This is a genomic window from Streptosporangium vulgare (assembly GCF_042428775.1).
Classification (GTDB): Bacteria; Actinomycetota; Actinomycetes; order Streptosporangiales; family Streptosporangiaceae; genus Streptosporangium; species Streptosporangium vulgare.
Map to the genome: position 1 here is coordinate 120,943 of NZ_JBHMBS010000005.1, position 25,049 is coordinate 145,991.

General features: G+C 72.6%; 17 protein-coding genes. 16 read left to right on the forward strand and 1 reads right to left on the reverse strand.

All coding sequences use genetic code 11. The annotated features are described in order from the left end of the window. The first annotated feature begins 40 nt into the window (after positions 1 to 40). Complete coding sequence (locus tag ACFFRH_RS12605; protein WP_344745160.1) at positions 41 to 1,006, forward strand: DMT family transporter; 966 nt, start codon at positions 41 to 43, stop codon at positions 1,004 to 1,006. On the opposite strand, the gene ACFFRH_RS12610 is transcribed toward ACFFRH_RS12605, so the two are convergent. After that, a complete protein-coding gene (locus ACFFRH_RS12610) occupies positions 972 to 2,459 on the reverse strand; it encodes a serine/threonine-protein kinase (RefSeq protein ID WP_344745161.1) in 1,488 nt (495 codons plus the stop codon). The genes ACFFRH_RS12605 and ACFFRH_RS12610 overlap by 35 nt on opposite strands. 225 nt (positions 2,460 to 2,684) lie before the next feature. On the opposite strand from ACFFRH_RS12610, the gene ACFFRH_RS12615 reads away from it, so the two are divergent. The 15 genes from ACFFRH_RS12615 (at position 2,685) to ACFFRH_RS12685 (ending at position 25,034) form a co-directional block, all read left to right on the forward strand. Further along, positions 2,685 to 3,452 carry a peptidoglycan recognition protein family protein gene (locus tag ACFFRH_RS12615; RefSeq protein WP_344745162.1) on the forward strand — a complete coding sequence of 256 codons (768 nt, stop codon included), beginning with the start codon at positions 2,685 to 2,687 and terminating at the stop codon, positions 3,450 to 3,452. Positions 3,453 to 3,861: 409 nt separating this feature from the next. Further along, positions 3,862 to 5,742, forward strand: coding sequence for a methylmalonyl-CoA mutase family protein (locus ACFFRH_RS12620; RefSeq protein WP_386156348.1), 1,881 nt, complete (start codon positions 3,862 to 3,864; stop codon positions 5,740 to 5,742). Next, entirely contained in the window at positions 5,739 to 7,973 is a 2,235-nt protein-coding gene (gene scpA / locus ACFFRH_RS12625) for a methylmalonyl-CoA mutase (RefSeq protein WP_344745163.1), read from the forward strand. Before ACFFRH_RS12620 ends, scpA begins: the two co-directional genes overlap by 4 nt. Beyond that, positions 7,957 to 8,943: a methylmalonyl Co-A mutase-associated GTPase MeaB gene (gene meaB / locus ACFFRH_RS12630; RefSeq protein ID WP_344745164.1), complete on the forward strand. Its 987-nt coding sequence runs from the start codon at positions 7,957 to 7,959 to the stop codon at positions 8,941 to 8,943. Before scpA ends, meaB begins: the two co-directional genes overlap by 17 nt. A gap of 438 nt (positions 8,944 to 9,381) precedes the next feature. After that, positions 9,382 to 10,776, forward strand: coding sequence for a cytochrome P450 (locus ACFFRH_RS12635; protein WP_344745165.1), 1,395 nt, complete (start codon positions 9,382 to 9,384; stop codon positions 10,774 to 10,776). After that, positions 10,773 to 11,711: a terpene synthase family protein gene (locus ACFFRH_RS12640; protein WP_344745166.1), complete on the forward strand. Its 939-nt coding sequence runs from the start codon at positions 10,773 to 10,775 to the stop codon at positions 11,709 to 11,711. Before ACFFRH_RS12635 ends, ACFFRH_RS12640 begins: the two co-directional genes overlap by 4 nt. Beyond that, complete coding sequence (locus ACFFRH_RS12645) at positions 11,708 to 13,483, forward strand: prenyltransferase/squalene oxidase repeat-containing protein (protein WP_344745167.1); 1,776 nt, start codon at positions 11,708 to 11,710, stop codon at positions 13,481 to 13,483. The genes ACFFRH_RS12640 and ACFFRH_RS12645 overlap by 4 nt, the downstream gene beginning before the upstream one ends. A gap of 212 nt (positions 13,484 to 13,695) precedes the next feature. After that, on the forward strand, positions 13,696 to 16,455 hold the full coding sequence (locus tag ACFFRH_RS12650) for a sensor histidine kinase (RefSeq protein ID WP_386156352.1): 2,760 nt from the start codon (positions 13,696 to 13,698) through the stop codon (positions 16,453 to 16,455). Positions 16,456 to 16,558: 103 nt separating this feature from the next. After that, positions 16,559 to 17,062 carry a roadblock/LC7 domain-containing protein gene (locus ACFFRH_RS12655; RefSeq protein ID WP_344745170.1) on the forward strand — a complete coding sequence of 168 codons (504 nt, stop codon included), beginning with the start codon at positions 16,559 to 16,561 and terminating at the stop codon, positions 17,060 to 17,062. Further along, entirely contained in the window at positions 17,059 to 17,445 is a 387-nt protein-coding gene (locus tag ACFFRH_RS12660) for a DUF742 domain-containing protein (protein ID WP_344745171.1), read from the forward strand. Before ACFFRH_RS12655 ends, ACFFRH_RS12660 begins: the two co-directional genes overlap by 4 nt. Further along, entirely contained in the window at positions 17,426 to 18,067 is a 642-nt protein-coding gene (locus ACFFRH_RS12665; protein WP_344745172.1) for a GTP-binding protein, read from the forward strand. The genes ACFFRH_RS12660 and ACFFRH_RS12665 overlap by 20 nt, the downstream gene beginning before the upstream one ends. A 321-nt stretch (positions 18,068 to 18,388) precedes the next feature. After that, positions 18,389 to 20,407: a CehA/McbA family metallohydrolase gene (locus ACFFRH_RS12670; protein ID WP_344745173.1), complete on the forward strand. Its 2,019-nt coding sequence runs from the start codon at positions 18,389 to 18,391 to the stop codon at positions 20,405 to 20,407. A gap of 54 nt (positions 20,408 to 20,461) precedes the next feature. Further along, positions 20,462 to 21,247 carry a polyphosphate kinase 2 family protein gene (locus ACFFRH_RS12675; RefSeq protein WP_344745174.1) on the forward strand — a complete coding sequence of 262 codons (786 nt, stop codon included), beginning with the start codon at positions 20,462 to 20,464 and terminating at the stop codon, positions 21,245 to 21,247. A 274-nt stretch (positions 21,248 to 21,521) separates the two neighbouring features. Beyond that, on the forward strand, positions 21,522 to 22,973 hold the full coding sequence (locus tag ACFFRH_RS12680) for a bifunctional phosphatase PAP2/diacylglycerol kinase family protein (protein WP_344745175.1): 1,452 nt from the start codon (positions 21,522 to 21,524) through the stop codon (positions 22,971 to 22,973). Positions 22,974 to 23,402: 429 nt separating this feature from the next. After that, positions 23,403 to 25,034, forward strand: coding sequence for an ABC-F family ATP-binding cassette domain-containing protein (locus tag ACFFRH_RS12685; protein WP_344745176.1), 1,632 nt, complete (start codon positions 23,403 to 23,405; stop codon positions 25,032 to 25,034). Positions 25,035 to 25,049 lie beyond the last annotated feature (15 nt).

Genomic DNA, 25,049 nt, shown 5'->3' on the forward strand with positions numbered 1-25,049 from the left:
TCATTGGACGCATGATCCGGGTGGTGGCGAGACTGTTCCCGTGACCCGTGCCCGTGAAGGAACCCTCTCCCCGCCCCCGCCGGTGACCGGCGCCGCGCCGCATCCCGCGGGCCGGTCCGTCCTCGCCCGGTACCTCGCCCTGGCCCTGACGTGGGGAGCCAGCTTCCTGTTCATCAAGGTGGCGCTCACCGGCCTCTCGCCCGCCCAGACGGTGCTGGGGCGCCTCGCGCTGGGGGCGCTCGCCCTCAACGTGATCATGCTGGTCACCCGCCGGAGATGGCCGAGACGGCCGGTGTTCTGGGCGCACATGGGGGTGATCGCCCTGATGCTGTGCGTGGTGCCGTTCCTGCTGTTCGCCTGGGCCGGGCAGTACATCCCCTCGGGGCTCTCCAGCATCTACAACGCCACGACGCCCCTGATGACGATGCTCGTGACCCTGGCCGCGCTGCGGCAGGAGCGCCTCGGCGCGGCCGGGGTGCTCGGCCTGCTGCTCGGCGCCGCCGGTGTCGTCGTCGTGCTGGCCCCGTGGAACCTGGGCGCGCAGACCGGTCCCTGGTGGGCGCAGGCCGCCTGCCTGGGGGCGACGTTCTGCTACGGGCTCGCCTTCGCCTACACGCGGCGCTTCGTCCTGGCGTACGGCCACGACGCCCCCACCATCGCCGCCGCCCAGATCACCGTGGCCGCCCTGATCATGCTCGCGCTGAGCCCGCTGCTGGCCACCGGTCCCGTACGCCTGGATCTCCCCGTCGTGGCGAGCATGGCCGCCCTGGGCGTCTTCGGCACGGGGCTCGCCTACGTGTGGAACACCTCGGTCATCGCCCGCTGGGGGGCGGCGACCGCCTCGACGGTGACCTATCTGACCCCGCTGGTGGGCGTCGTCCTCGGGGTGGTCGTCCTGGGTGAGACGCTGACGTGGAACCAGCCCGTGGGGGCGGTGGTCGTCGTCGCCGGCATCATGACCGGCCAGGGCGTCATCGGTTCCTGGTCAGGTCGCCGGTCTCCGTGACCAGTTCGGGGCCGGGGACGTCCTTCCAGGTGTAGGTCAGGGCCTCGCCCTTGCGCTTGAGCCAGACGGTGCCGGGGACGCAGCCGGTGCCGGAACCGAGGGTGAAGGTCAGCTCGTCGGCGGTGACCGTGGCCAGGGCGATCCGTCCCTTGCAGCCGCTGTCCGGTTCCGCCCACTCGGCTCCGTCGTCGCCCTCCTTGAGCGTGACCTCGATCCGTTTCGTGCCGGAGGACAACGGGTTGGTGGAGGTGACGCCGTCGCCGGCCCACGTTCCGGCGAAGGAGGCGGGGACCTCGTCGCCGCCTCCCGGCGAGGCCGATCCCTTCGTGCCGGAGGGCTCGGGGGTGGGCGGGGCGTCGCCCCCGGACGAGGAGGACGGTGAAGGTGCCGAGGAGGAGGGCGAAGACGCCGAGGGGGACGGCGTCGTCCGGCCGGTGTCCCCGGCGACGCTCTCGGGGGCGTTCAGCGCGAACCAGGCGGCGATCCCCGCGGCGACCAGCAGGGACACCGTGACGAGGACCGCGCCGACGACGATCCCCCGGGAGCCGCGGCGGGATTCCTGGGTCGTGAGCGCCGACCGTCCCGGAGGGACGGCGATCCGGCTGCCGATCCTGGCCAGGTCCTCGGTGGAGGGGTTGGCCGCGCCCGGCTCGCCGGCCGCGGCGGGGTCGACGAGGCCGACCATCAGCGCGCGGGCCGTCGGGCGGCGGGCGGGATCCTTGTCCAGGCAGGAGGCGATCAGTCCCGCGAACGCGGGGGGCAGGGCCGACAGGTCCGGGTGGTGGTTGACGATCCGGTTCAGGACGGCCGGCACGGTGTCGGCCCCGAAGGGGGACCTGCCGCTCGCCGCGCAGACCATGGTGGCCGCCCAGCCGAACACGTCGGAGGCGGGCGAGGCGGGAGCCCCGTTGATCTGCTCGGGGGACAGGTAGGCGGGGGTGCCGATGAGGCCGGAGGCGGTGGTGGCCGCGCTCTCCGCCCTGGCGATGCCGAAGTCGACCACCCGGGGACCGTCGGGGCCGAGCAGCACGTTGGCGGGCTTGAAGTCGCGGTGCACCACCCCGGCGGCGTGGATGGCCGCCAGCGCGGTCGCCGTACCGACCACCAGGCGCTCCAGCTCGCCGCCCCGCAGCGGGCCCCGCTCGCGGATCCTCTCCTCCAGGGAGGGGCCGTCGACGAACTCGCTGACCACGTACGGGAGGGGGCCGTCCACGGAGGCGGTGAGCACGCGCGCCGTGCAGAAGGGGGCGACGCCCTCCAGGGCCGACAGCTCGCGGGCGAGCCGCGCCCGTGACGCGGTGTCGCCGCGGAACAGCACCTTCACCGCCACCCGCTCGCCGCTGGGCGCGTGCGCGAGGTAGACGACGCCCTGGCCGCCCTCGCCGAGCCTTCCGGCCAACCGGAACACGCCGAGCCGGTCCGGATCGCCGGGGACGAGGGGGGTCGCGACCATGGAGGCAAGGCTATCCGTCTTGTCCGGGATGAGAGGCGTCATGGACGAACGGTTTAGGACGTCCGGCCGGGGTTAGGGGGACGGCTGTTCCGCTGCCCGACGATCATCAGGAGCGCTTCCGCACCACACCGTGCCAAGGAATCAGTTGGTTTAACGGCCTCATTCGGTGTCTTGCCAACCATTACGCTCCGGTAGGGCAATATCACTCAGACAGTGGAGACGTTCGTGGCCATCGATCTCGTTACTCGCCGTGAGTGGGGCGCCCGCCAGCCGCGCGGTTCCTACAGCAACCTCGCCTCCACCAAGGGGGTGAAGGTCCATTACACGGGGGGCCAGGTCAGCCCGGACATCGTGAACGACCACGCCAAGTGCGTCGCGCTGGTGAAATCCATCCAGAACCAGCACATGGACGGCAACGGCTGGATCGACGTCGGCTATTCGATGCTGGTCTGTCCGCATCGGAAGGTCTTCGAGGGCCGTGGCCCGCACCACGTTCCGGCCGCCAACGGAGCCGGGCTCAACAGCGGTCACTACGCGGTGCTCGGCCTGGTCGGCTCCTCGGGGTTCACCAAGCCGACCGACGGCGTCCTGCACGGCATCCTGGACGCCATCGAATACCTCAGGGACAAGGGCGGCGCGGGCAGGGAGATCAAGGGGCACCGCGACGGCTACTCGACCAGCTGCCCCGGCGAGCCCCTGTACGCCTGGGTCAAGCGGGGCGCTCCCCGTCCCGGAGGGGCTCCCAATCCGCCGGAGCCGCACCCCTCCTTTCCCGGCCGCACGCTCAAGCAGCCGCCGGTGATGAAGGGCGAGGACGTCCGCACCTGGCAGCGGCAGATGAGCGACCGGGGCTGGGCGATCGACGTCGACGGCCTGTACGGTCCCGCCTCCGGTGACGTCTGCAGGAGGTTCCAGAAGGAGAAGGGCCTGCCCGTCACCGGCGCCGTCGACCGCGCCACCTGGGACGCCGCCTGGCAGGAGCCCGTCAGCTGACCTCCGCTCCCGCCGGTGGTGAGGTGCGGGCCCGCCGCCCGGGGCGCCTTCCGGCGGGAGCCCGTCGACCGGCCTCTGCCCGGGGCGCCGTCCGGGCAGGAGCCCGTCGGCTGACCGTGGCCCCCGCGGGCGGCGGCCGGCCCGCCGCCTGGGCCGCCTTCCGGGTGGGAGCCCGTCAGCCGATCGCGGCCTCCGTGGGCGATGGCCGCCCTGCCACCTGGGGCGTCTCCGGCCGGCCGTCGGCCCTCCGCGAGGACCTTTGGCGTCGCCCGGCGATCCCTCGCTCCCGCACGCCTCTTTCCGGAACGATCCACGAACCCCCCTACTGGCACCACTGTTGACCCCACTGTTGGTATCCGTCCCGGACCCGGGGGGGATTCCCGGCGGGGCGGCGCTTAGTATCCGGTGCATGACGGTGCCGCCTGAGGAACCTCGATCGGCCGCCGAGTTCCCACCGGTCACCCGTGACCGGTGGCGGGAGCTGGCGCTCGGGGTGTTGCGCAAGTCCGGTGTCGAGACCGGCTCCCCCGAGGAGGCGCTGGCCTCCACCACCCATGACGGTGTGACGATCGCGCCGATCTACGACGCGTCCGACCTGCCCGGCGACCCGGGCCTTCCCGGGGCCGCCCCCTACGTCCGCGGCTCCCGCCCCGAGGGGGGCTGGGAGGTGCGGCAGCGCCACGAGGAGCCCGATCCCGAGGCGATCCTGGCGGACCTGGAGAACGGCGTCACCTCGCTGTGGCTCACCCTCGACCCCGAGGACCTGCCCCGCGCCCTGGCGCCGGTCTACCTGGACCTGATCTCGATCACGCTCGACGCGGGCAAGCGGACCCGCGAGGCGGCCGAGGCGCTCTTCGCGCTGGCCGCGGAGCGGGGAGCCCCGGCGTCCCCCGGAGACGCGGGCACGGCGGTGTCCGGCGGCGCCTCGGGGACGGTCTCCGGCGACACCGGCCGCGCTCCCGGCAGCGGCCGCCCGCCCGGCGGCGGACCGGTGGCGCTCACCGGGAGCCTGGGTGCCGACGCCCTCGCCGACGCGCGGACCGCGGTCGAGCTGGCCCGCCGCTGTGTCAGGGACCACCCGGGACTCAGGGCGGTCGTCGTGGACGCCACCCCGTACCACGAGGCGGGGGGCGGCGACGCGGAGGAGCTGGGCTGCTCCGTCGCCGCGGGGGTCGCCGCGCTGCGGACCCTGGTCGGCGCCGGTCTGACGATGGAACAGGCGTTCGGGCAGCTGGAGTTCCGGTACGCCGCCACCGCCGACCAGTTCCTCACCATCGCCAAGCTCCGCGCCGCCCGCAGGCTCTGGGCGCGCGTCGCCGAGGTGTGCGGCGTCTCCGGCGTCCCCGGCGCGGCGCAGCGGCAGCACGCGGTGACCAGCTCGGCCATGATGACCGCCCGCGACCCGTGGGTGAACATGCTCCGCACCACGCTCGCCTGCTTCGCGGCCGGGACCGGCGGGGCCGACGCGGTGACCGTGCAGCCCTTCGACACCCGGCTCGGCCTGCCGGACGCCTTCGCCCGCCGCATCGCGCGCAACACCCAGTCGCTGCTGGTGGAGGAGGCCGGGGTGGCCCGGGTGATCGACCCGGCAGGGGGCTCCTTCTACGTGGAGCGGCTCACCGAGGACCTGGCGGGCCGGGCCTGGACGTGGTTCCAGGAGATCGAGCGCGCCGGGGGCATGGCCGACGCCCTCGCCTCCGGGGTCGTCGCGAAACGGCTCGCCGCCACCTGGGAGCGGCACGCGGCCGCGATCGCCAGGCGCCGCGACCCGATCACCGGAGTCAGCGAGTTCCCCGACCTGGCCGAGAAGCCGCTCAGCAGGCGGCCCAGGCCCGCCGGCGCCGCAGGGAAAGCCGGGGGCACCGGGGTGCACTACGCGCAGGAGTTCGAGGCGCTGCGCGACCTGGCCGACGCCCAGAAGACCCGCCCGAAGGTCTTCCTGGCGACCATCGGCCCGGTGGCCGCGCACACCGCGAGGGCGTCGTTCGCGGCCAACCTGTTCCAGGCGGGCGGCATCGCCACCGTGACCGGCGGCGCCGTCACCGACCCCGCCGAGATCGCCGCCGAGTTCGCCGCCGGAGGCGCGAAGGTCGCGTGCCTGTGCTCCAGCGACCGGCTGTACGCCGGGCACGCCGAGGCGGTGGCCGCCGCGCTGCGGGGCGCGGGGGCGGTAAAGGTATGGCTGGCGGGTAAGGGAGAGTTCGAGGGCGTGGACGACAACCTCTACGCGGGATGCGACGCGCTCGGCGTGCTCCGGACGACCTTCGAGGACCTGGGGGTGGCTCGATGATTCCCGACTTCTCCGGCATCGAACTCGGCCCCCGCCCGGCGGTCCCGGGTCCCGGCCCGGCGTCCCGGCCCGGTGCGGAGACCCCTGGCCAGGCCCCGGACCCCGGCCTGGAGACCTGGGCGCGATCGGTGCGGGAGGCCACCGGGAGCGATCCCGGGGAGCTGGTGTGGGAGACGCCCGAGGGGATCGGCGTCAAGCCGCTCTACACCGCCGCCGACCTGGCCGGGCTCGACTTCCTGGACACCTATCCCGGCGCGGCCCCCTACCTGCGCGGCCCGTACCCGACCATGTACGTCAACCAGCCCTGGACCATCCGCCAGTACGCCGGATTCTCCACCGCGGCCGAGTCCAACGCCTTCTACCGGCGCAACCTGGCCGCCGGGCAGAAGGGCCTGTCGGTCGCCTTCGACCTGGCCACCCACCGGGGCTACGACTCCGACCACCCGAGGGTGGCCGGGGACGTCGGCATGGCGGGCGTGGCCATCGACTCCATCTACGACATGCGGCAGCTGTTCGACGGGATCCCCCTCGACAGGATGAGCGTGTCGATGACCATGAACGGCGCGGTGCTCCCGGTGCTCGCGCTCTACGTCGTCGCCGCCGAGGAGCAGGGGGTGGCCCCCGAGCAGCTCGCCGGGACCATCCAGAACGACATCCTCAAGGAGTTCATGGTCCGCAACACCTACATCTACCCGCCGGGCCCCTCGATGCGGATCATCTCCGACATCTTCGCGTACACCAGCGAGAGGATGCCGAAGTTCAACTCGATCTCGATCTCCGGCTACCACATCCAGGAGGCCGGGGCCACCTGCGACCTGGAGCTCGCCTACACCCTCGCCGACGGGGTGGAGTACCTGCGGGCGGGTGTCGAGACGGGCCTGGACATCGACGCCTTCGCGCCGCGCCTGTCGTTCTTCTGGTGCATCGGCATGAACTTCTTCATGGAGGTCGCCAAGCTGCGGGCGGCGCGGCTGCTCTGGGCGCGGCTGGTGTCCGGGTTCGGGGCGAAGAACCCCAAGTCGCTCTCGCTGCGGACCCACTCGCAGACCTCCGGCTGGTCGCTCACCGCCCAGGACGTCTACAACAACGTCGTCCGCACCTGCGTCGAGGCGATGGCCGCCACCCAGGGCCACACCCAGTCGCTGCACACCAACGCCCTCGACGAGGCGCTCGCCCTGCCCACCGACTTCTCCGCGCGGATCGCCCGCAACACCCAGCTGCTGCTCCAGCAGGAGTCGGGCACCTGCCGGGTGATCGACCCCTGGGGCGGCTCCTACTACGTCGAGCGGCTCACCCACGAGCTGGCCACCAGGGCGTGGGGCCACATCGAGGAGGTCGAGGCCGCCGGGGGCATGGCCAGGGCGATCGACCAGGGGCTGCCGAAGCTGCGCATCGAGGAGGCCGCCGCCCGCACCCAGGCGCGCATCGACTCCGGGCGTCAGCCGGTCATCGGGATCAACAAGTACCGGCTCGACGTCGACGAGCCCATCGAGGTGCTGAAGGTCGACAACACCTCGGTGCGCGCCCAGCAGCTGGAGAAGCTGCGCCGCCTGCGCGAGGAGCGCGATCCCGACCGGGTGGAGGAGGCTCTCACCGCGCTCACGAAGGGCGCCGCGGGCGACGGGAACCTCCTCGCGCTGTCGATCGAGGCGGCCCGCGCGATGGCCACGGTCGGGGAGATCTCCGACGCGCTGGAGCGGGTGTTCGGGCGGCACGCGGCGCAGATCCGTACGATCACCGGGGTCTATCGGGAGGAGGTGGGATCGGGCGTGGACGGAGTCCGCGCGGCCTGCGCCGAGTTCGAGCGCCTGGAGGGCCGCCGTCCCCGCATCCTGGTGGCGAAGATGGGCCAGGACGGCCACGACCGGGGCCAGAAGGTGATCGCCACGGCCTTCGCCGACCTCGGCTTCGACGTGGACGTCGGCCCGCTGTTCCAGACGCCCGACGAGGTCGCCCGCCAGGCGGTCGAGGCCGACGTGCACGTGGTCGGCGTGAACTCGCTCGCCGCCGGGCACCTCACGCTCGTGCCCGCGCTCCGCGAGGCGCTCGCCGCGCTGGGCGCCGACGACATCATGATCGTGGTCGGCGGGGTCGTCCCGCCGGGCGACTTCGACGCGCTGCGCGCGGCGGGCGCGAGCGCGATCTTCCCGCCCGGGACCGTGATCGCCGACGCCGCCCGGGGACTGCTGGCGGAACTGCTCACCCGGCTGGGCCATGACGCGGACGCTTGAGGACTACGTCCAGGGGGTGAAGGAGGGGTCCGTGGCGTGGATCGCGCGGGCGATCACGCTGGTGGAGTCCTCCCGGGCCGACCACCGTGACCTGGCCCAGCGGCTGCTCGCCGAGCTGACCCCGCTCGCCGGGGCGGCGCGCAGGGTCGGCATCACCGGTGTGCCCGGTGTCGGCAAGTCCACGTTCATCGACGCGCTCGGCACCCGGCTGACCGCGCAGGGCCACCGGGTGGCGGTGCTCGCCGTCGACCCGTCCTCGACGCGCACGGGCGGGAGCATCCTGGGCGACAAGACCAGGATGGCCCGCCTGGCGGTCGATCCGAACGCCTTCATCCGCCCCTCGCCCACCTCGGGCACTCTGGGCGGGGTCACCAGGGCGACCCGCGAGGCGATGGTCGTGGTGGAGGCGGCCGGATACGACGTCGTCCTCGTGGAGACCGTCGGCGTCGGCCAGTCCGAGACCGCGGTGGCCGACATGGTCGACACCTTCCTGCTGCTCACCCTGGCCAGGACGGGCGACCAGCTCCAGGGCATCAAGAAGGGGGTGCTGGAGCTCGCCGACGTGATCGCGATCAACAAGGCCGACGGGGCCGAGGGCAGCCCCCACGAGCTGGACGCGCGCAAGGCCGCCAGGGAGCTCGCCGGGGCGCTCCGCCTGCTGGGCGCGGAGCGGACGCCCCCGGTGCTCACCTGCAGCGGGCTCACCGGCAAAGGCCTGGACGAGCTCTGGCGGCAGGTCGTCGGGCACCGCGACGCCCTGGAGGCCTCGGGGGAGCTCGCCGAGCGCCGCCGCCGCCAGCAGGTCCGCTGGACCTGGGCCCTGATCACCGACAGGCTGCTCACCCGGCTGCGTGAGCACCCCGAGGTCGCGGCGATCGTCACCGAGGTGGAGCGCGAGGTCCAGGAGGGCACGCTCACCCCGTCGCTGGCCGCCGACCGCATCCTCACGGCCTTCACCAAGGGCGGCTGACGGCTCCGGGCGCGACCCCGGCGTCACTCTGGGCTACTCCAGGTCATCGCGCGATTGGCGCCTGACCGGCGATTAAAGCGCCTGTGTTAAGCGCATGTTAACAAGGCTCGTGTCCGAAAGTGGCAAGATTTATATTCTATACGACCTTGATCACTTCTAGTGAGTCATGTGATACTTCGTGCGAAGATTAACTAATGTTGTGATGTGATGCGCTTTAGCGTGTAAAACACAGAATGAGACAGGCGAGGAGGCCCGGAGTGTCCCGGGATTGCCGGCCGACCGGTCCCTGATCTGTCGGTTGACCAGTCCTTATCCACGCCCCGGGCGGGCGCGGGGCAGGTGGGATGTCCCGTTTCCGAAGACCGCCGCACCCACCCGTGCGGGCGGTTGTCTCGTGCTGCGCGAATTCACGTCACACGAGGTGGGAGACGTTTACCTATGTCCATGGACGTGCGCGCCCGTACCGGCCGCCGGGCGAGATCCGTTCCGATGCACCGGGCCCTGCCGAAGCTGCTTCGCGAACCGGCGGGCGCACTCGCCGGATTCGCTCGCGAGTCCGGGGGGGAGGTCCTCCGGCTGGAGCTGGGGCCCTTCCGCCCCTACCTGGTGACCCACCCCGACCACGTCCAGAAGGTGATGCGCCTCGAATGGACGAAGCACCAGCGCCTGGGCATGTTCTGGCGCCCCCTGGAGCGGCTCTTCGGGCACAGCATCATGAGCGACGGCGAGCACTGGCAGAACAGCCGCAAGGTCCTGCAGCCGCTGTTCACCGCGCGGTACGTCGCCACGATCGCCGACGAGGTGTCCAGGCGCGTCGCCGGGCGCGTCGAGGAGTGGGACGACTACGTCCGGTCGGGACGGGACTTCGACGCGGCCACGGAGATGTCCAGGATCCTCAGCTACATCGTCAACCGGGTGCTGTTCGGGGACAAGCTGAACCGGGAGGACGGCGAACGCATCATCCCCGCCTTCGAACAGGCGTCCTATTCGCTCGTTTACCGGATTCTCCTGCCGTTCATGCCGTATTTCATGCGGATCCCCGGCGACCGGACCTTTCTGAAGGCCGTCGAATCGATCGACGACGTGGTGTTCCCCATCGTGAGAAAGGCGATGGCGAACCCCGACGACAACGTCGACGTCATCTCCGTGCTCTGCCGGTCCGTCGACGAGAACGGTGACAGGCTCACCGAGAAGCAGATCCGCGACGCGCTGGTCAGCGTCTACGCCGCGTCCTCGGAGACCACCGCGATGATCCTCACCTGGCTGTGGCTGCTGCTGGAGGAGCACCCGGACGTGGCGGCCAGGCTACAGGCGGAGATCGACGAGGTGGTCGGCGAGGGACCGGCCGTGCCCGAGGACATCCCCCACCTCGTCTACACGCGCATGGTCCTGCAGGAGACCCTCCGCCTGTACCCGGCGGGCTGGTTCCTGCCCCGCAGGGTGATGGAGGACGCGGAGGTCGGCGGCGTGCGGATCAAGGCCGGATCCTCGGTGCTGGTCAGCCCGTACGCCACCCAGCGGCTGGAGGAGTTCTGGGAGCGCCCGGACGAGTTCGACCCCGAGCGGTTCGCGCCGGGGAGGGCGGAGAGCGAGGAGCGCAGGCACCGCTACTCCTACTTCCCCTTCGGCGGCGGCCCGCACAGGTGCCTGGGCGAGCCGCTGTTCTACGTCGAGGCGCCGCTCGTGGTCGCGAGCATCCTCAGCCGGTTCCGGATGTCGGTGCGCACCCCCGGGCCGTTCGACACCGGCTGGGCCGCCTCGCTGCGCCCCCGGCAGAAGGTCGCGCTGGGCGTGTCCTTCAACGGCCGCGACCGGAGCGGGGTCCTGCGATGACGCCCCGGCACGACCCCGGCGCCCGGCCCGGCCTGGATGTCCGGCCAGGTCCGGATGCCCGGCTCGATCCCGGCGCCCGGCTGGACGCCAGGGAGGCCGGGGCGATCTGCGCCCGCGCCGGGCGGTCCCAGCGGGACATGCGGGAGTGGGCCGAGACCTATCCCGGCCTGTTCTCCGCCAAGCCGTTCGACGCGGCCCTGTACAGCACGCTCTCGCTCGCCATGGCGTTCGGCGGCCCCTGGTTCGACGCCGGCCAGTTGCGGACGGCGAACAAGGTCTCCCTCTGGGCGTTCGGCCTGGACTGGCTCGTCGACTACGTCGCCACCTCGTCGGCCGAGGTGGAGGGGATCGCCCGGCGGTGCCTGGACGTGGCCGGAGGCGCCCCGCCGGTCCCCGGTGACGACCTCACCCGCATGCTCGCCGACATCCGCGACGAGCTCGCGTCCTCGCCCGCGTTCGCCGAGCTCGGGCCGGTCTGGCGCGACGAACTGGAGCGCATGCTGGACGGGATGCTCACGGAGTGGCGCTGGAAGACCGAGAAGGTCACGCCGACCTACGAGGAGTATCTCGGCAACGCCGACAACCTCGGCTTCTCCTACGTGTTCGCCGCCCACTGGATCCACGTCACGGGCTCCGGCGCCGTCGCGGACGTCGGCGCGCTGCGCGAGGCGGGCCGGGCCGTGCAGCGGGTCATCCGCCTCCTCAACGACCTGGGCACCTACGAGCGGGACGTCGCCTGGGGCGACCTCAACGTCCTGCTGCTCGGCGTGGACCGCGCCGAGGTGGAGCGCCGGATCGCCGGGCTCGCGGCCCGGAGCAGGGAACTGGTCGCCCCGCTGCGGGCCGTCCATCCGGAGCTGGCGGGCTACATGGAACGGCAGATGGATTTCTGCGCGGGTTTCTACCAGGTCGGCGACTACTGGGGGGCCCTGTGAGCGTCGACGGCCTGCTCGCCACCACGGGCCCGGGTACGAGAACCGGCGCCGGGACCGGCACGGAGAACCGTCCGGGGATCGGCACGGAGATCGGCCTCGGGATCGGTACCGGGATCGGCACGGGGATCGACGCGGCCGCCGAGGCGCGCGAACTGGTCGCCGGGCTGCTGGCCGAGCCCTGGGGCCAGGTGTCCGCCTCGCCGTACGAGACCGGCCGGGTGGTGAGCCTGGCGCCCTGGCTGGCCGGGCACGCCGAGCGAGTCGAGTTCCTGCTCGCCGCCCAGCGGCCGGACGGCGGCTGGTCCCCGTCCGGTGACCACGCCTTCGTCCCCACCCTGAGCGCGGTGGAGGCGCTGCTGGCCGAGCTCGGCCGCGACGGCGCCGCCAGTCCCGCCCTCCTGGCCAAGGCCGCCGACCGCGGGCTGGAGGCCATCAGGAACTGGTCCTTCACCGCCACCTGGCCGCCGGACACGCCCGCGATCGAGCTCATCGTGTCGTCCCTGCTCGCCCTGATCGACGGGCACCTCGGCGGGGAGGGGCCGAAACCACCCCCCGGCATGGGCGACGCCAAGCTGACGGCCGTGCGGGCGTGGCTGGCGTCGGGCGCGGCGATCCCGCAGAAGCTGGTCCACGCCCTTGAGGTCGCGGGCCCCGAGGCGACGGCCGCCTCCGGGATCCGCCCCACGCCGATGCCCGGCGGGATGGCGGCCGCCGGGGCCTCCCCGGGGGCGAGCGCCGCCTGGCTGGCCGCGTCGTCCGAGCTTCGGCCCGGGACCGTGAACGCCTCCGGAGTCACGGCCGCTTCCGGGACCGTCTCCGGGGCCGCGACCGTCTCCGGGGCCGGGCGCGTCTCAGGCGCCGGGGACCGTGACGCGTGGAGGGACGGGGACGAGGCCGCCGTACGGCGGTATCTGGAGGCCGTGGTGGCCTCCACGGGCGGGCCGGTGCCGTGCACCACCCCCATCACCGTGTTCGAGCGCGGCTGGACGCTGAGCTGGCTGCGGCGCGCGGGAATCCCGGTGGACGTGCCGCCGGAGCTGGTCGCGAGCCTGCGGGACGGGCTCGGCCCCGACGGGGTCGCCACGGGCCCCGGCCTGCCCGCCGACGCCGACACCACCTCCGTCGCCCTGTACGCGCTGGCGCTGCTCGGCGAGCCGCGCGAGCCGGAGGGGCTGTGGCCGTTCGAGCTGGAGACCCACTTCTGCACCTGGCGCGGGGAGGAGGGGATGTCCCCGACGACCAACGCGCACGTGCTCGACGCCTTCGGCGAGTACCTGCGCCGGTGCGGGGGAGAACCCCGCCACGCGGCCGTCGTCGCCAAGCTGGTGGCCTGGTTGCGCGACCGCCAGGAGGCGGACGGCAGCTGGACGGACCGCTGGCACGTCTCGCCGTACTACGCCACGGCCTGCTGCGCGATCGCGCTGCGCGAGTTCGGCGGCGGGAGGTCGGCGGACGCCGTGGGCGCCGCCGTGGACTGGGTGCTCGGCACCCAGCGCGGGGACGGGTCGTGGGGCCGGTGGGGAGGCACCGCCGAGGAGACCGCCTACGCGTTGCAGACCCTGCTGCTGGCCGGTACGACGCGGGAGGAGCGGTGGCGGGAGGCCGTGGAGCGCGGGTACCGGCATCTGCTGACCGTCCGTGACGGTGAGGCGCCATCGCTTTGGGTGGATAAGGACCTGTATCTGCCGGTTGCGATCGTGAGGGCGGCCGTTCTGGGCGCGCTTCACCTGGCGCGACGCGCGCTCGCCATTCCGGCAGGTGACTCGTATTGAGAATTGACCGTGAATTCAAAACAGGACACAAGGGTGCATCCACTCTGTCCGCCTTGAGGGTTTTTAGTGACATTGCTAAGGTTCGGCGGGTGTGATGTGGGGTGTCCCGCTGATCCCAGCGATGTGGCGACCGTTTGACCTGTTTGACCGGTGTCTGTCAACCGCCACGAAAAATGCCGTCTATTTTCTTTATCCTTCCCGGGGTGGATACCATGCGCTTGCGTAACGCGAGCTTGCGGACCAAGGTCACGGCACTTCTGGTGTCGCTCACCGCGCTCTGGGCGTTCACGGCATGGGTAACGGTCCGTGACGGTCTGAACATGTTGGGCGTGGCGACCCTCAACACCGAGGTCGCCGACCCGAGCGAGCGGCTCATCGTCGAGCTGCAGGCCGAGCGGCGGCTGACCGCCATCACCCTGGGGTCGGTCGGCACCGAGAGCCGGCGGCGCGAGGCGATGGCCGCCCAGCGCAAGCGCACCGACGCAGCCGACGCGCACTTCCGCAAGCTCACCGGCGGCAGCGGGGTGGGACTGCTGGGAACCCCCGCCCTGGAGCGCCGCATCGGCGAGACCCGCCAGTTGATGGACGACCTGCCCGCCGCGCGCAAGGCGATCGACGCCGGCCGGGTCAACCGGACCTGGGCGGCCGCGGAGTTCACCGCCATCGTCGACTCGATCTTCCGTGTCTACGACTCGCTGGCGACGCTGGACGACGAGGAACTCGCCCAGGACACCCGCACGCTCATCGAGATGAACCGGGTCCGGGACATGCTGGCCCAGGAGGACGCCCTGGTGATGGGCGCGCTGACGGCGGGCCGGTTCGCCGAGGGCGAGCAGATCAGGTTCACGCAGATGGTCGGCACGCGGCGCTTCCTCACCGAGCGGGCGGTGGCCGAGCTGCCGGCCGCCGACCAGGAGGCCCACCGGCGGCTGGTCGCCGGCGAGCAGTTCACCCGGCTGCGCATCATGGAGGACCAGCTCATCGAGGACCCGAACGTGGTGCAGGCCGGGGTGATCGACGTCACGCGGTGGAGCTCCGACGCCCAGCCCGCGCAGACCAAGTTCACCCAGGCCGTGCTCACCGCCGGCAGCGGCGTGGTCGAGAGGTCGGGCCCGGTCGCCATCGGCGTCATCGTACGGCTCGCGCTGGCCGGCGGCCTGGGCCTCGTGGCCGTCATCGCCTCGGTCGTCCTCGCCATCACCACGGCCCGCGCCCTGGTCCAGCAGCTGGAGAAGCTGCGGGCCGCGGCCTGGGAGCTCGCCAACGAGCGGCTGCCCGCCGTGGTCGAGCGGATCGGCCACGGGCAGGTGGTGGACGTCGCCGCGGAGGCGCCTCCCCTCAAGTTCGGGGACGACCAGATCGGGCAGGTCGGCCAGGCGTTCAACGCCGTGCAGCGGACCGCCATCAAGGTCGCCGCCGAGCAGGCCCAGCTGCGCCGCGACATCGCCGACATCCTGCGCAACCTCGCCCGCCGGACCCAGTCGCTCGTGCATCGCCAGCTGAGCGTGCTCGACGTCATGGAGCGGCGCGAGAACGACCCCCAGGAGCTGCGCGACCTGTTCCGGCTCGACCACCTCGCGACCCGCATGCGGCGCTACGCGGAGAACCTCCTCGTGCTCTCCGGCGCGGCGCCGGGCCGCGCCTGGCGCGACGCGGTCCCGATGATCGACGTGGTCCGCGGCTCCCTCGCCGAGATCGAGGACTACACCCGGGTCGACGTGATGCCCCTGGGGGAGGTCTCGCTGGACGGCCGTGCGGTGAGCGACGTCATCCACCTGATCGCCGAGCTCGTCGAGAACGCCGCCTCCTTCTCCCCGCCCTACACGACGGTGCAGGTCGGCGGATACTCGGTGGCGCACGGCTACGCGCTGGAGATCGAGGACCGCGGCCTGGGCATGAGCCCCGCGGACATCGCGGAGGCCAACGAGCGGATCGCCAACCCCCCGGAGCTCAAGCTCTCCGGCAACGCCCGCCTCGGCCTGTATGTCGTCAGCCGCCTGGCCGAACGGCACGACATCCGGGTGACCTTCAAGTCCTCCCCGTACGGCGGCACGACCGTCGTCGTCCTCATCCCGCAGGAACTGATCAGCGAGGAGGACCCGGGCCCCTCCGTCGGGGTCGGTGTGCCGCAGGCGCGCTCGGCGAGCAGCTCGGAGATGAACGGTGCCACCTCCGCGGTGACCGCGGTCCGCGGCAGGGTGGGCGACCCGCTCGGCATCACCGGCGGCCCCGGGCGGCCCGCCGGGGCGGAGGGAGAGGTCATCGACGAGCACGTTCCCGGCGCCGGGTCCGAGGCGCGGGAGTCCGCGCGGCCCGCCAACGGCAGGTCGCATCCGGCCGGCCCCGCGTCCTCCGGCCTTCTCGCCGGTCAGGCGCCCTCCGACGGCCCCGCCGACCCCGGCGGGTTCTTCACCCCGCCGAACTCCGGCCGTTCCGCGGATCCCGGCGTTCCGGCCGGTCTCGCCGACCAGGCGCCCTCCGGGCGGCATTCCGCGGGCCCCACGCCCGGGGAGGGGTTCACCGATCCGACGTTCCCCGGACGCTTCGCCGATCCCTCGGCGCTCAGGCAGATGCCCGAGACCGGAGCCCCCGGACGGCTGCCCGACTTCACGCACCCCGGATCTCCCGCCGCGCCGGGCGCTCCTGGCGGCGGGGGCCTCGACGACTCCGGCGCCCACGCGCGTCCGGGCGGCGCGGGCACGTCGCTGCCGCCCGTGCTGCCCCCGCCCGACAGCAGTCACACCCCGGGCGGCCTGCCGAGACGCGTTCCGCAGACCCACCTCGCCGCCCCGCTGCAGGAGGACGAGCCCGTGGCCCCGCCCCCGGCCGACGACGCCGACGAGCGCTCGCCGGAGATGATCCGCGCGGCCATGTCGTCCTTCCAGGCCGGTACGCGCCGAGGCCGCGACGACGCCGCCCAGCTGCTCGACGGCGAGGGCGATCCGGTGGACGAGGGCGGACCCGCCGTGTGATTTCAGTGGACGACCCCAAGACGCGAGTGCCAGGCAGGCGCCGACGAGCCGCCGGGAACAGACGACGTAACAGTCGGCAGGCAGAAGGAGAGGACAACGAGTGGTGCAGGGAACAGGATCCTTCACGGACCTGGCCTGGTTGCTGGACGACCTGGTCTCGCGGGTGGAGGAAGCTCAGCACGGAATCGTGTTCTCCACAGACGGCCTGCTGCTGGCCGCGTCGGCGGGGTTCTCCCCGGCCGACGCCGAGCATCTGGCCGCCGTCGGATCGGCGATCCAGAGCCTGGGCCGCGGTGTCAGCGACCGCGTCGGCGGCGGGCCGATGCGCCAGACCATCATCGAGATGCGGACGGCGTACCTGATCGTCACCGCCGCCGGGCAGGGGGCCTGCCTCGCGGTGTTCTGCGGCGCCGAGGCCGACGTCGGCCTGGTGGCCTACGAGATGGCCATGCTCGTCACCCGGGTGGGGCAGTACCTCACCTCGCCCACCAGGACGGCCGAGTCCTCCTTCAAGGGCGACCCTCCCAGAGGTGACGCCTACAAGGCCGGCCCCCGCAGGGGCGACTCCCTCAGGACCGACTCCCCCAGGGGCGACGGCACACGATGAGCATCTTCGACGAGCAGCCCGAGTCCCAGTGGGTCGGCGACGAGGCGGGGCCGATCGTCAGGCCGTACATCCTGACGCGGGGCCGGACCGAACCGAGCCGCGGCCGGTTCGACCTCATCACCCTGGTGGTGACCATCCGGCAGGTCTCGTCGAGGGAACCGGGGCTGGACCCGGAGTGCCTGGCCATCGTCCGGCTCTGCCGGCAGGCCCAGTCGGTCGCGGAGATCGCGGCCCATACGAACCTTCCGGCAGGCACGGTCCGTGTCCTGCTCAGCGACTTGCTCGACCAGGGATTCATCGCCATGCAAGAACCGCATTCGGAGACGGACATGCACGACGAGAGGCTGTACAGGGCGGTGCTCGATGGACTCCGTGCGCTCTAGTCGCGACGCCGGGCGCGTGAAGCTGCCCAAGGCGATCAAGATCCTGGTCGCGGGCGGGTTCGGCGCGGGCAAGACCACGCTGGTCGGCGCGGTCTCCGAGATAGAGCCGCTGCGCACCGAGGAGACCCTGAGCAACCGGGGCATCGGTGTCGACGACCTGTCGGGTGTGGAGACCAAGCAGACCACCACGGTCGCCATGGACTTCGGCCGCATCACCATCGGCGACGACTACCGCCTCTACCTGTTCGGCACGCCGGGACAGGAGCGCTTCTGGTTCCTCTGGGACGAGCTGGCGCTGGGCGCGCTGGGCGCGGTGGTCCTCGCCGACACCCGCAGGCTGGCCGACTGCTTCCCCTCGCTCGACTACTTCGAGCGGCGCGAGACGCCCTTCATCGTCGCGGTCAACTGCTTCGACGGGGCCCGCCGCTACGAGCTCGACGAGGTCAGGCTCGGGCTCACCCTGCACGAGGACATCCCGATCGTGCTGTGCGACGCCAGGCAGCGGGAGTCGGGCAAGGAGGTGCTCATCACCCTCGTCGAGCACGCGATGCGGATGCGGCTGGGCCCCACGTCCCAGCCGTCGGGCGCCGAACCCCCCACGGGTCAGGCGGCGGCCCGCTGACCCCGGTCTCCCACGGGGGTGGGTGGCGGCCCGTCTGACCCCGGCCCTGTCTGACCCCGGCCCCGTCCCCACGGGTCAGGCGGCCCGCTGACCTCGATCCCCCACGGGGACAGGTGGCGGCCCGCTGCCCCCGGCTCGTGGGCAGATGGCGTCCCGCTGACACGACGAGGCCTTCCAGGGCGGATCATCACCGCCCCGGGAGCGCTTTTGCCCCTCCGGTAGGGATGAATCCCTCACCAATTGACTCCTGCACGCAACACCTCGTGCCCGGCGTGTCACGATAGCGGCGATCACCTGGCGTCCTACCGCGTGGGGAGACCTATGTGTGACGACCCGAACATTCCCCTCACCGTCGCGCGGGCGCTCGGAGAGTACCGGGCGCTGCTGGACGAGCACGGGGTCACCTGGGGCGAGGATCCCATCTTCTACGTCAGGTCCATGACCACCGACGCCTACCTGATGGGCACGACGGGTTTCTGGGAAGTCTGTTACGGCATGCTCGGCACCCGCTATCCCGGGGCGCCGTTCGAGGAGCTCAGGGACCGCCTCGACGAGCTGGACATGGACGAGGTCGTCCGCGGCGTCCTCGCGGGCAGGGTGCTCGACAATCTCGCCGCGCTCCGCCTCACCGACGGGGAAACCGCGCTGCGGGCACGGACACAGGCCGTGCTGGACGGCAGGCCCCTGCGCACGACGCTGCTCGTCGACTCCGCCAGGTCCGAGCCGGCCACCGTGCTGGTGGACGGGCGGGCGCACGTGGTCGGCCCCGGCGGCGCCCGGCTCATCAAGATCACGAGCTGGAGCGAGGTGGTCGCCGACGGCGTACCGATCGACCTGTCGCCCCTGACCCGCCCCGCCCCCGCCGCCCGCCTCCGGGTGCGCGCGGGCTTCCCGTGCAAGTGGAGCGTGTACGGTGAGCACGGCCAGGGCTGGTACCCCGAAGGCGCCCCCGACCGGCACGACTACCACGTGCTGCCCTACTTCCACGGCGACGACCTGGTCCTGGACGTCCCGGCCGAGACGCTCACCGTGCGGGCGTCCAGGGGCATGGAGTACGACTCCGCGCAGGTCACGGTCACTCCGGCGCCGGGCGGGGAGACCCTCGTCGAGCTGACCCCCGAACGGCTCTACGACGCCGCCGCCCTCGGCTGGTACGGCGGCGACATGCACGTCCACCTCAACTGGGCGGGCGACATGGTCGGCACGCCCGGACTCGCGGGGATCATGCAGCACGGCGAGGACCTGCACGTCCTCAACCTGGTCGCCGGGAACGTCTCCTCCGAGCGGGTCTACGACTCCGAGGCGCTCGAACACTGGGCCGGGAAGGACCTGCCCTGGTCCGACGCCTCCCACGTGGCCCGGATCGGCGTCGAGTACCGCAACGACCTGCTCGGCCACCTCTACGCCTTCGGTGTCTCGGCCCCGCCCTCGCGCTTCCACACCGGTTTCCTCGGCACCGCCGACTGGCCGCCCAACAGCGTCGCCTGCGAGGAACTCCGGGGTCTGGGGGCCGTCACCGGCTACAGCCACCCCTTCCACACGCCGTTCGCCGACACCGACGCCCCGGACAAGGCGCTGCGGTGGGGGCGCAACTGCTCCTCCCGGGAGATCGTCGCCGACGCGGCGCTCGGCCTCGTCGACACCCTGGACGTGCTCAGCCAGACCTCGATCACCGCGACCGCCGCCGTCTACCGGCGCCTGATCGGGGCGGGCAACCGCGTCGCGGTCACCGCGGGCACCGACGCGATGGTCTCCTTCGCCCGGCGGGGAAACCAGTCCAACCCGCCCGGCTGGGCGCGTGTCTACGCCCGGGTGGACGGGCCGCTCACCGCCGTCTCGTTCGCCGAGGCGGTCAGGCGGGGCCATACGTTCGGCACCACGGGACCCTGGCTGGAGTTGTCGGTCGCGGGCCACGGCCCGGGTGCCACCCTGGACCTGTCACCGGGGGAGCGGGTCACGATCACCGCGCGGTCGGTCGGCCCGGAGGTGGAACGGCTGGAGATCCGCACCGCCGACGGCGTGCTCGCCGGGGGATCGCCCGGCGAGCTCACCGCCGAACTGGTCGTCGGCGCCCCCACCTACGTCGTCGCCGTCGCCACCGGCGGCCCGCACGAGCGGTCCTTCACCGGCGAGGTGTACGCCCACACCAGCCCGGTCTACCTCGACGTGGACGGCCGTCACGTGGCCAGGGCCGAGGACGTCGGCTGGTGCCTGGAATGGCTGGACGCCCTGGAGGCGTTGCTGCGGGAAGAGGGCGTCTTCGAGACTACCCGGCAGTTCGCCGACCACCTCGCCCTGATCGACCGGGCCAGGGAGGTCTACCGGGCCCGCCTGACCTGACGGTGACGGCACGCGGCGGCCACTCGCGGGCCGGGACATGCGAGGCTTGTCGGCATGAACCGCCTCTCCAAGGTCGACCTGTCGCAGAAGCTCTCCAAGAAGGACGCCTCCGAGCGCCTCGACGCCGCTCTGGACCGCCTGCTCCACCTGCGGCTCGTGCTCGGCGGCCAGGTCGGCGAGCAGCGCATCGGCCCGCCGCTGTGCGTGGTCTTCGAGGGCTGGGACGCCTCGGGCAAGGGAGGGGCCATCAAGCGGCTGGTGCGCCCGCTGGACCCCCGCCACGTCCGCGTCGCCCAGTTCGCCGCGCCGACCTACGACGAGAAGCGCCACCACTTCCTGTGGCGGTTCTGGCCGGTCCTGCCCGGCTGGGGCGGGATGGCCGTGCTCGACCGCTCCTGGTACGGCCGGGTGCTGGTGGAGCGGGTCGAGGGCTTCGCCACCGAGGAGCAGTGGTCCCGCGCGTACGGGGAGATCGTGGAGTTCGAGCGGACCCTCGCCGCCGAGGGCATGATCATGGTCAAGTTCTGGATGCACGTCTCCGAGGAGGAGCAGCTCAGGCGCTTCCAGGATCGGGCCGACGACCCGCTGCGGGCGTGGAAGCTCACCGACGAGGACTGGCGCAACCGTGAGAGGCGCCCGCAGTACGAGGTCGCGGTGGAGGAGATGCTCGCCCGCACCGACCACCCGAAGGCGCCCTGGCACGTGGTCCCCGGCGACGACAAGCGCCTGGCCCGCGTCACGGTCGTGGAGACCGTCTGCGCCGCGGTCGAGGCCGAACTCGCCGCCAGGGGCCACGAGCCGGTGATCTCCTCCCCGGCGGGCGACGCCGCCGACGAGTAGCGAGGCCGCGTCGGCGTCATCGGTGCTATCGGCGCTGTCGGTGTCGGTGTCGGTGTCGGTGTCGGTGTCGGTGTCGGTGCCGGTGCCGGTGTCGTTTCGCGCCGTTCCGGTGAGAAGTATGGGAGCGGCGGAAACACCCCGGACACCGGGACGCGCGGCAGAATCGAATGGCCGCCCGGTCGTTCGTCATCGCCGTTCGTCGTGGGCGGTTCGCCGGGGCGGTCGATCGTCGCGGTTCGTCATTGCTTTTCTTCATCGCAGGAGGGGGCGGCGCATGCGGTTGGGGTCGCGGCTGAGCAGGCTGGACCGGCGGGTGTTCGCCATGGTGGCGGGCGCGAGGTTGCCCGGTCTCGAACGCGTCGTGCCCGCGCTGTCGCGCGCGGCCGACAACTCGCTCCTGTGGGCCGGGGTGGCGGGGGCGCTGGCGGTCAGCGGGCGGCGGCCGCTGCGCCGGGCCGCGACCAGGGGGCTGCTCGCGGTCAGCCTCGCCAGCCCGCTGGTCAACCTGGTCGGCAAGCAGGCCTTCCGCAGGAACAGGCCGTCGGCCGAGGGGCTTCCGCTCGCCCGGCTGATCAAGATGCCCGCGTCGGCGTCGTTCCCCTCGGGCCACTCCGCCTCGGCGGGCGCCTTCGCCGCGGCCGTGGCGCTGGAGGCGCCCCGCGTGGTCGCGGTCCCCGTCGCGCTCCTCGCGGCGGCAGTCTGCTTCTCCCGCGTCTACACCGGCGTGCACTATCCCGGCGACGTGCTCGCCGGAGCCGGGATCGGCGTGGCGGCGGGGCTGATCACCCGTCGCATCTGGCCCGACGCGGGTGAGGCGGGGCAGGCGCGCGCCGCCCTCACGGCGCCGTCCGCGCGGCTCGACCAGGAGGGCGAGGGGACGGTCGCCGTGGTCGACGGCTCAGCCGACGCCGTCGCGGGAACGGCCGAGGCACTGCGCGAGGCCCTCCCCCGGGCCGAGGTCGTCGAGGTGGCGCCGGGCGCCGACCTCGGGGCCGCCGTACGGGACGCCGCCTCGCGGGCCAAGGTGCTCGCGGTGGCCGGGGGAGACACCGTGGTCAACCTGGCCGCCCAGGAGACGGTGGGCGGGGCGACCCCGCTGCTCGTCGTTCCCGCGAGCGTCCGCGGCCAGTTCGCCCGCGCGCTCGGGGTGGAGACCCCGGAGGAGGCCGTGACGGCCTACCACAGCGGCGACCTCGTGGCCGTCGACGTCGGCGAGGTCGCGGGCCGGACGTTCGTCAACACCGCCAGCGTGGGCGTCTACCCGGCGCTGGTGGAGCGCAGGGAGCGGCGGCAGGGCCGGATCGGCAAGTGGCCGGCGCTGTTCTGGGCGATGGCCGAGGTGCTCGGCCCTGGGGGTGCACAACCCGTCGATCTCGTCGTGGACGGGGCGCCCCGGCGCGTCTGGATGGTGTTCGTGGGCAACTGCCGCTACGAGGCCCGTGGCGGAGCCCCCGCCAGGAGGCAGCGCCTGGAGGACGGCCTGCTGGACATCCGCGTGCTCGCCGCCGCCGACCGGCTGCCCAGGCTGCGGGTGTTCCTCAGCCTCCTGGCGGGGCGGGTGAAGCTGTCGCGCCACTACCAGCAGTGGCAGGCCGACACGCTGCGCGTCTCCGCGCCCTCGGGAAGGCTGTCGCTGGCACGCGACGGCGAGACGTTCACGGTCACGGGCGAGGTGGAGTTCACCAAGCGCCCGCGGTCGCTCCTCGTGATCCGGCCGGCCGGCTGACCTCCGGACGCGGTCCCGGCCACGACCGGGATCCGACCGTGACTCGGGATCCGGTCGTGATCCGGGATCCGACCGTGACCCGGGACCCGGTCGTGACCGCGCCGCCACCGGTGGGTCACGCCCACCGTCGCGCTACGGATCCACGCCCAGGCTCGGGAAGCGGGGCGTGGAAAAGGGTTTGACGCGGTCCGAGGCGCGTCGGGTAGTTTCTCAACAGCCGTGTCACCGTCCGTGGGAGAGTCCGTTGAAGTTCTGAGGTTCCAGACACCGCGCCGCCCGAGCCGCCCTTCCGGCCCGGCGCGCATCTGACCTCGGCGGATCTCGTCATCGTCGTGATGACGCTTCCCTGGTGAATCCCGGATGGGCGCGTGCGCGCCCGCGGTGTCTCCCGTGTCATGTTCCATCTCGACACCTTGTGGGAGCCGCCCCATGTCCTCTTCGATAGTCGTCGACGGCCTGTCGTTCGCCTGGCCGGACGGCACCGTCGTCCTCCACGACCTCGACGCCGCCTTTCCCACCGGGCGCACCGGTCTGATCGGCGTCAACGGCTCGGGCAAGTCGACCCTGCTCAGGCTCATCGCGGGGGAGCTCGCCCCGCTCTCCGGATCGATCGGCGTCGCCGGACAGGTGGGCCACCTGCCGCAGGGACTGCCGCTCGACACCGGCCGTACCGTCGAGCGGCTGCTGGGCATCGCCGAGCGCAGGGCCGCGCTGCTCGCCATCGAGCGCGGCGAGGTCTCCGCGGAGAACTTCGCCGTCGTCGGCGACGACTGGGACGTCGAGGAGCGCGCCCGCGCCGAACTCGACCGGCTCGGCCTGGCACACGTCGGCCTCGACCGTACGGTGGCGACGCTGTCGGGCGGTGAGGTCGTCATGGTCGGGCTGGCGGCGCTCTTCCTGCGCGGGCCCGACGTGCTGCTGCTGGACGAGCCGACCAACAACCTCGACCTCGACGCCCGGCGCAGGCTCTACGCCGCGGTGGAGTCGTGGCCGGGGGTGCTGGTGGTCGTCAGCCACGACAGGGCCCTGCTGGAGCTGGTGGACAACGTGGCCGACCTCACCGGCGGCACCGTGCGGATGTACGGGGGGAACCTCTCCGCCTACGAGGAGATGCTCGCCGCCGAGCGGGAGACCGCGGAGCGGATGGTCAGGGTCGCCGGCGCCGACGTGCGCCGGCAGGAACGCGAATGGGAGGAGGCCCAGGTCAAGCTGGCCCGCCGGGTGCGCTACGGCATCAAGATGTACGAGCGGAAACGCGAACCGAAGGTGATCATGCAGGCGCGCAGGCGGCAGGCCGAGGTGGCGGCCGGCAAGTACCGCAGCACGCACGCCGACAAGCTCGCCGAGGCCCGCGACCGGCTCTCCGAGGCAGAGGGCGCCGTCCGTGACGACGCCGTGATCCGCGTCGAGCTGCCGGAGACGGCCGTCCCCGCCGGGCGGATCGTGCTGACCGCCGACGGCCTGCGCACGGTGGGCGGGGCGGCGCCCGCGGACCTCGTGGTCAGGGGGCCCGAGCGGATCGCGCTGATCGGTCCCAACGGCTCGGGCAAGACGACGTTCCTGCGTACCGTCGTCGGGGAACTCCAACCGGCCGAGGGCTCGGTCACGGTGTCCGTGCCCGGTGTGCGGTATCTGCCGCAGCGGCTCGACCTGCTGGACGACACGCTCAGCGTGGTCGGCAACGTCCGCCGCTTCGCGCCGTCGGCCCCGGTCAACCAGGTCAGGGCCAGGCTCGCCAGGTTCCTGTTCCGCGGCGCCCGCGCCGACCAGGCGGCGGGCACCCTGTCGGGCGGTGAGCGGTTCCGCGCGGTGCTCGCCGCGTTGCTGTCGGCGGAGCCGCCGCCACAGCTCCTGCTGCTGGACGAACCGACCAACAACCTGGACATCGCCAGCGTCAGGCAGCTCGCCCAGGCGCTGGAGGCCTACCGGGGCGCGCTCGTCGTCGTCAGCCACGACCTGCCGTTCCTGGAATCGGTCGGTATCACCCGGTGGCTGTCCGTGGACCGGGAGGGAGGGCTGTCAGAGATTGCCGATTCCCGGGCACTGTTTGACGCCCAGTGACCGATCCGGCAATAG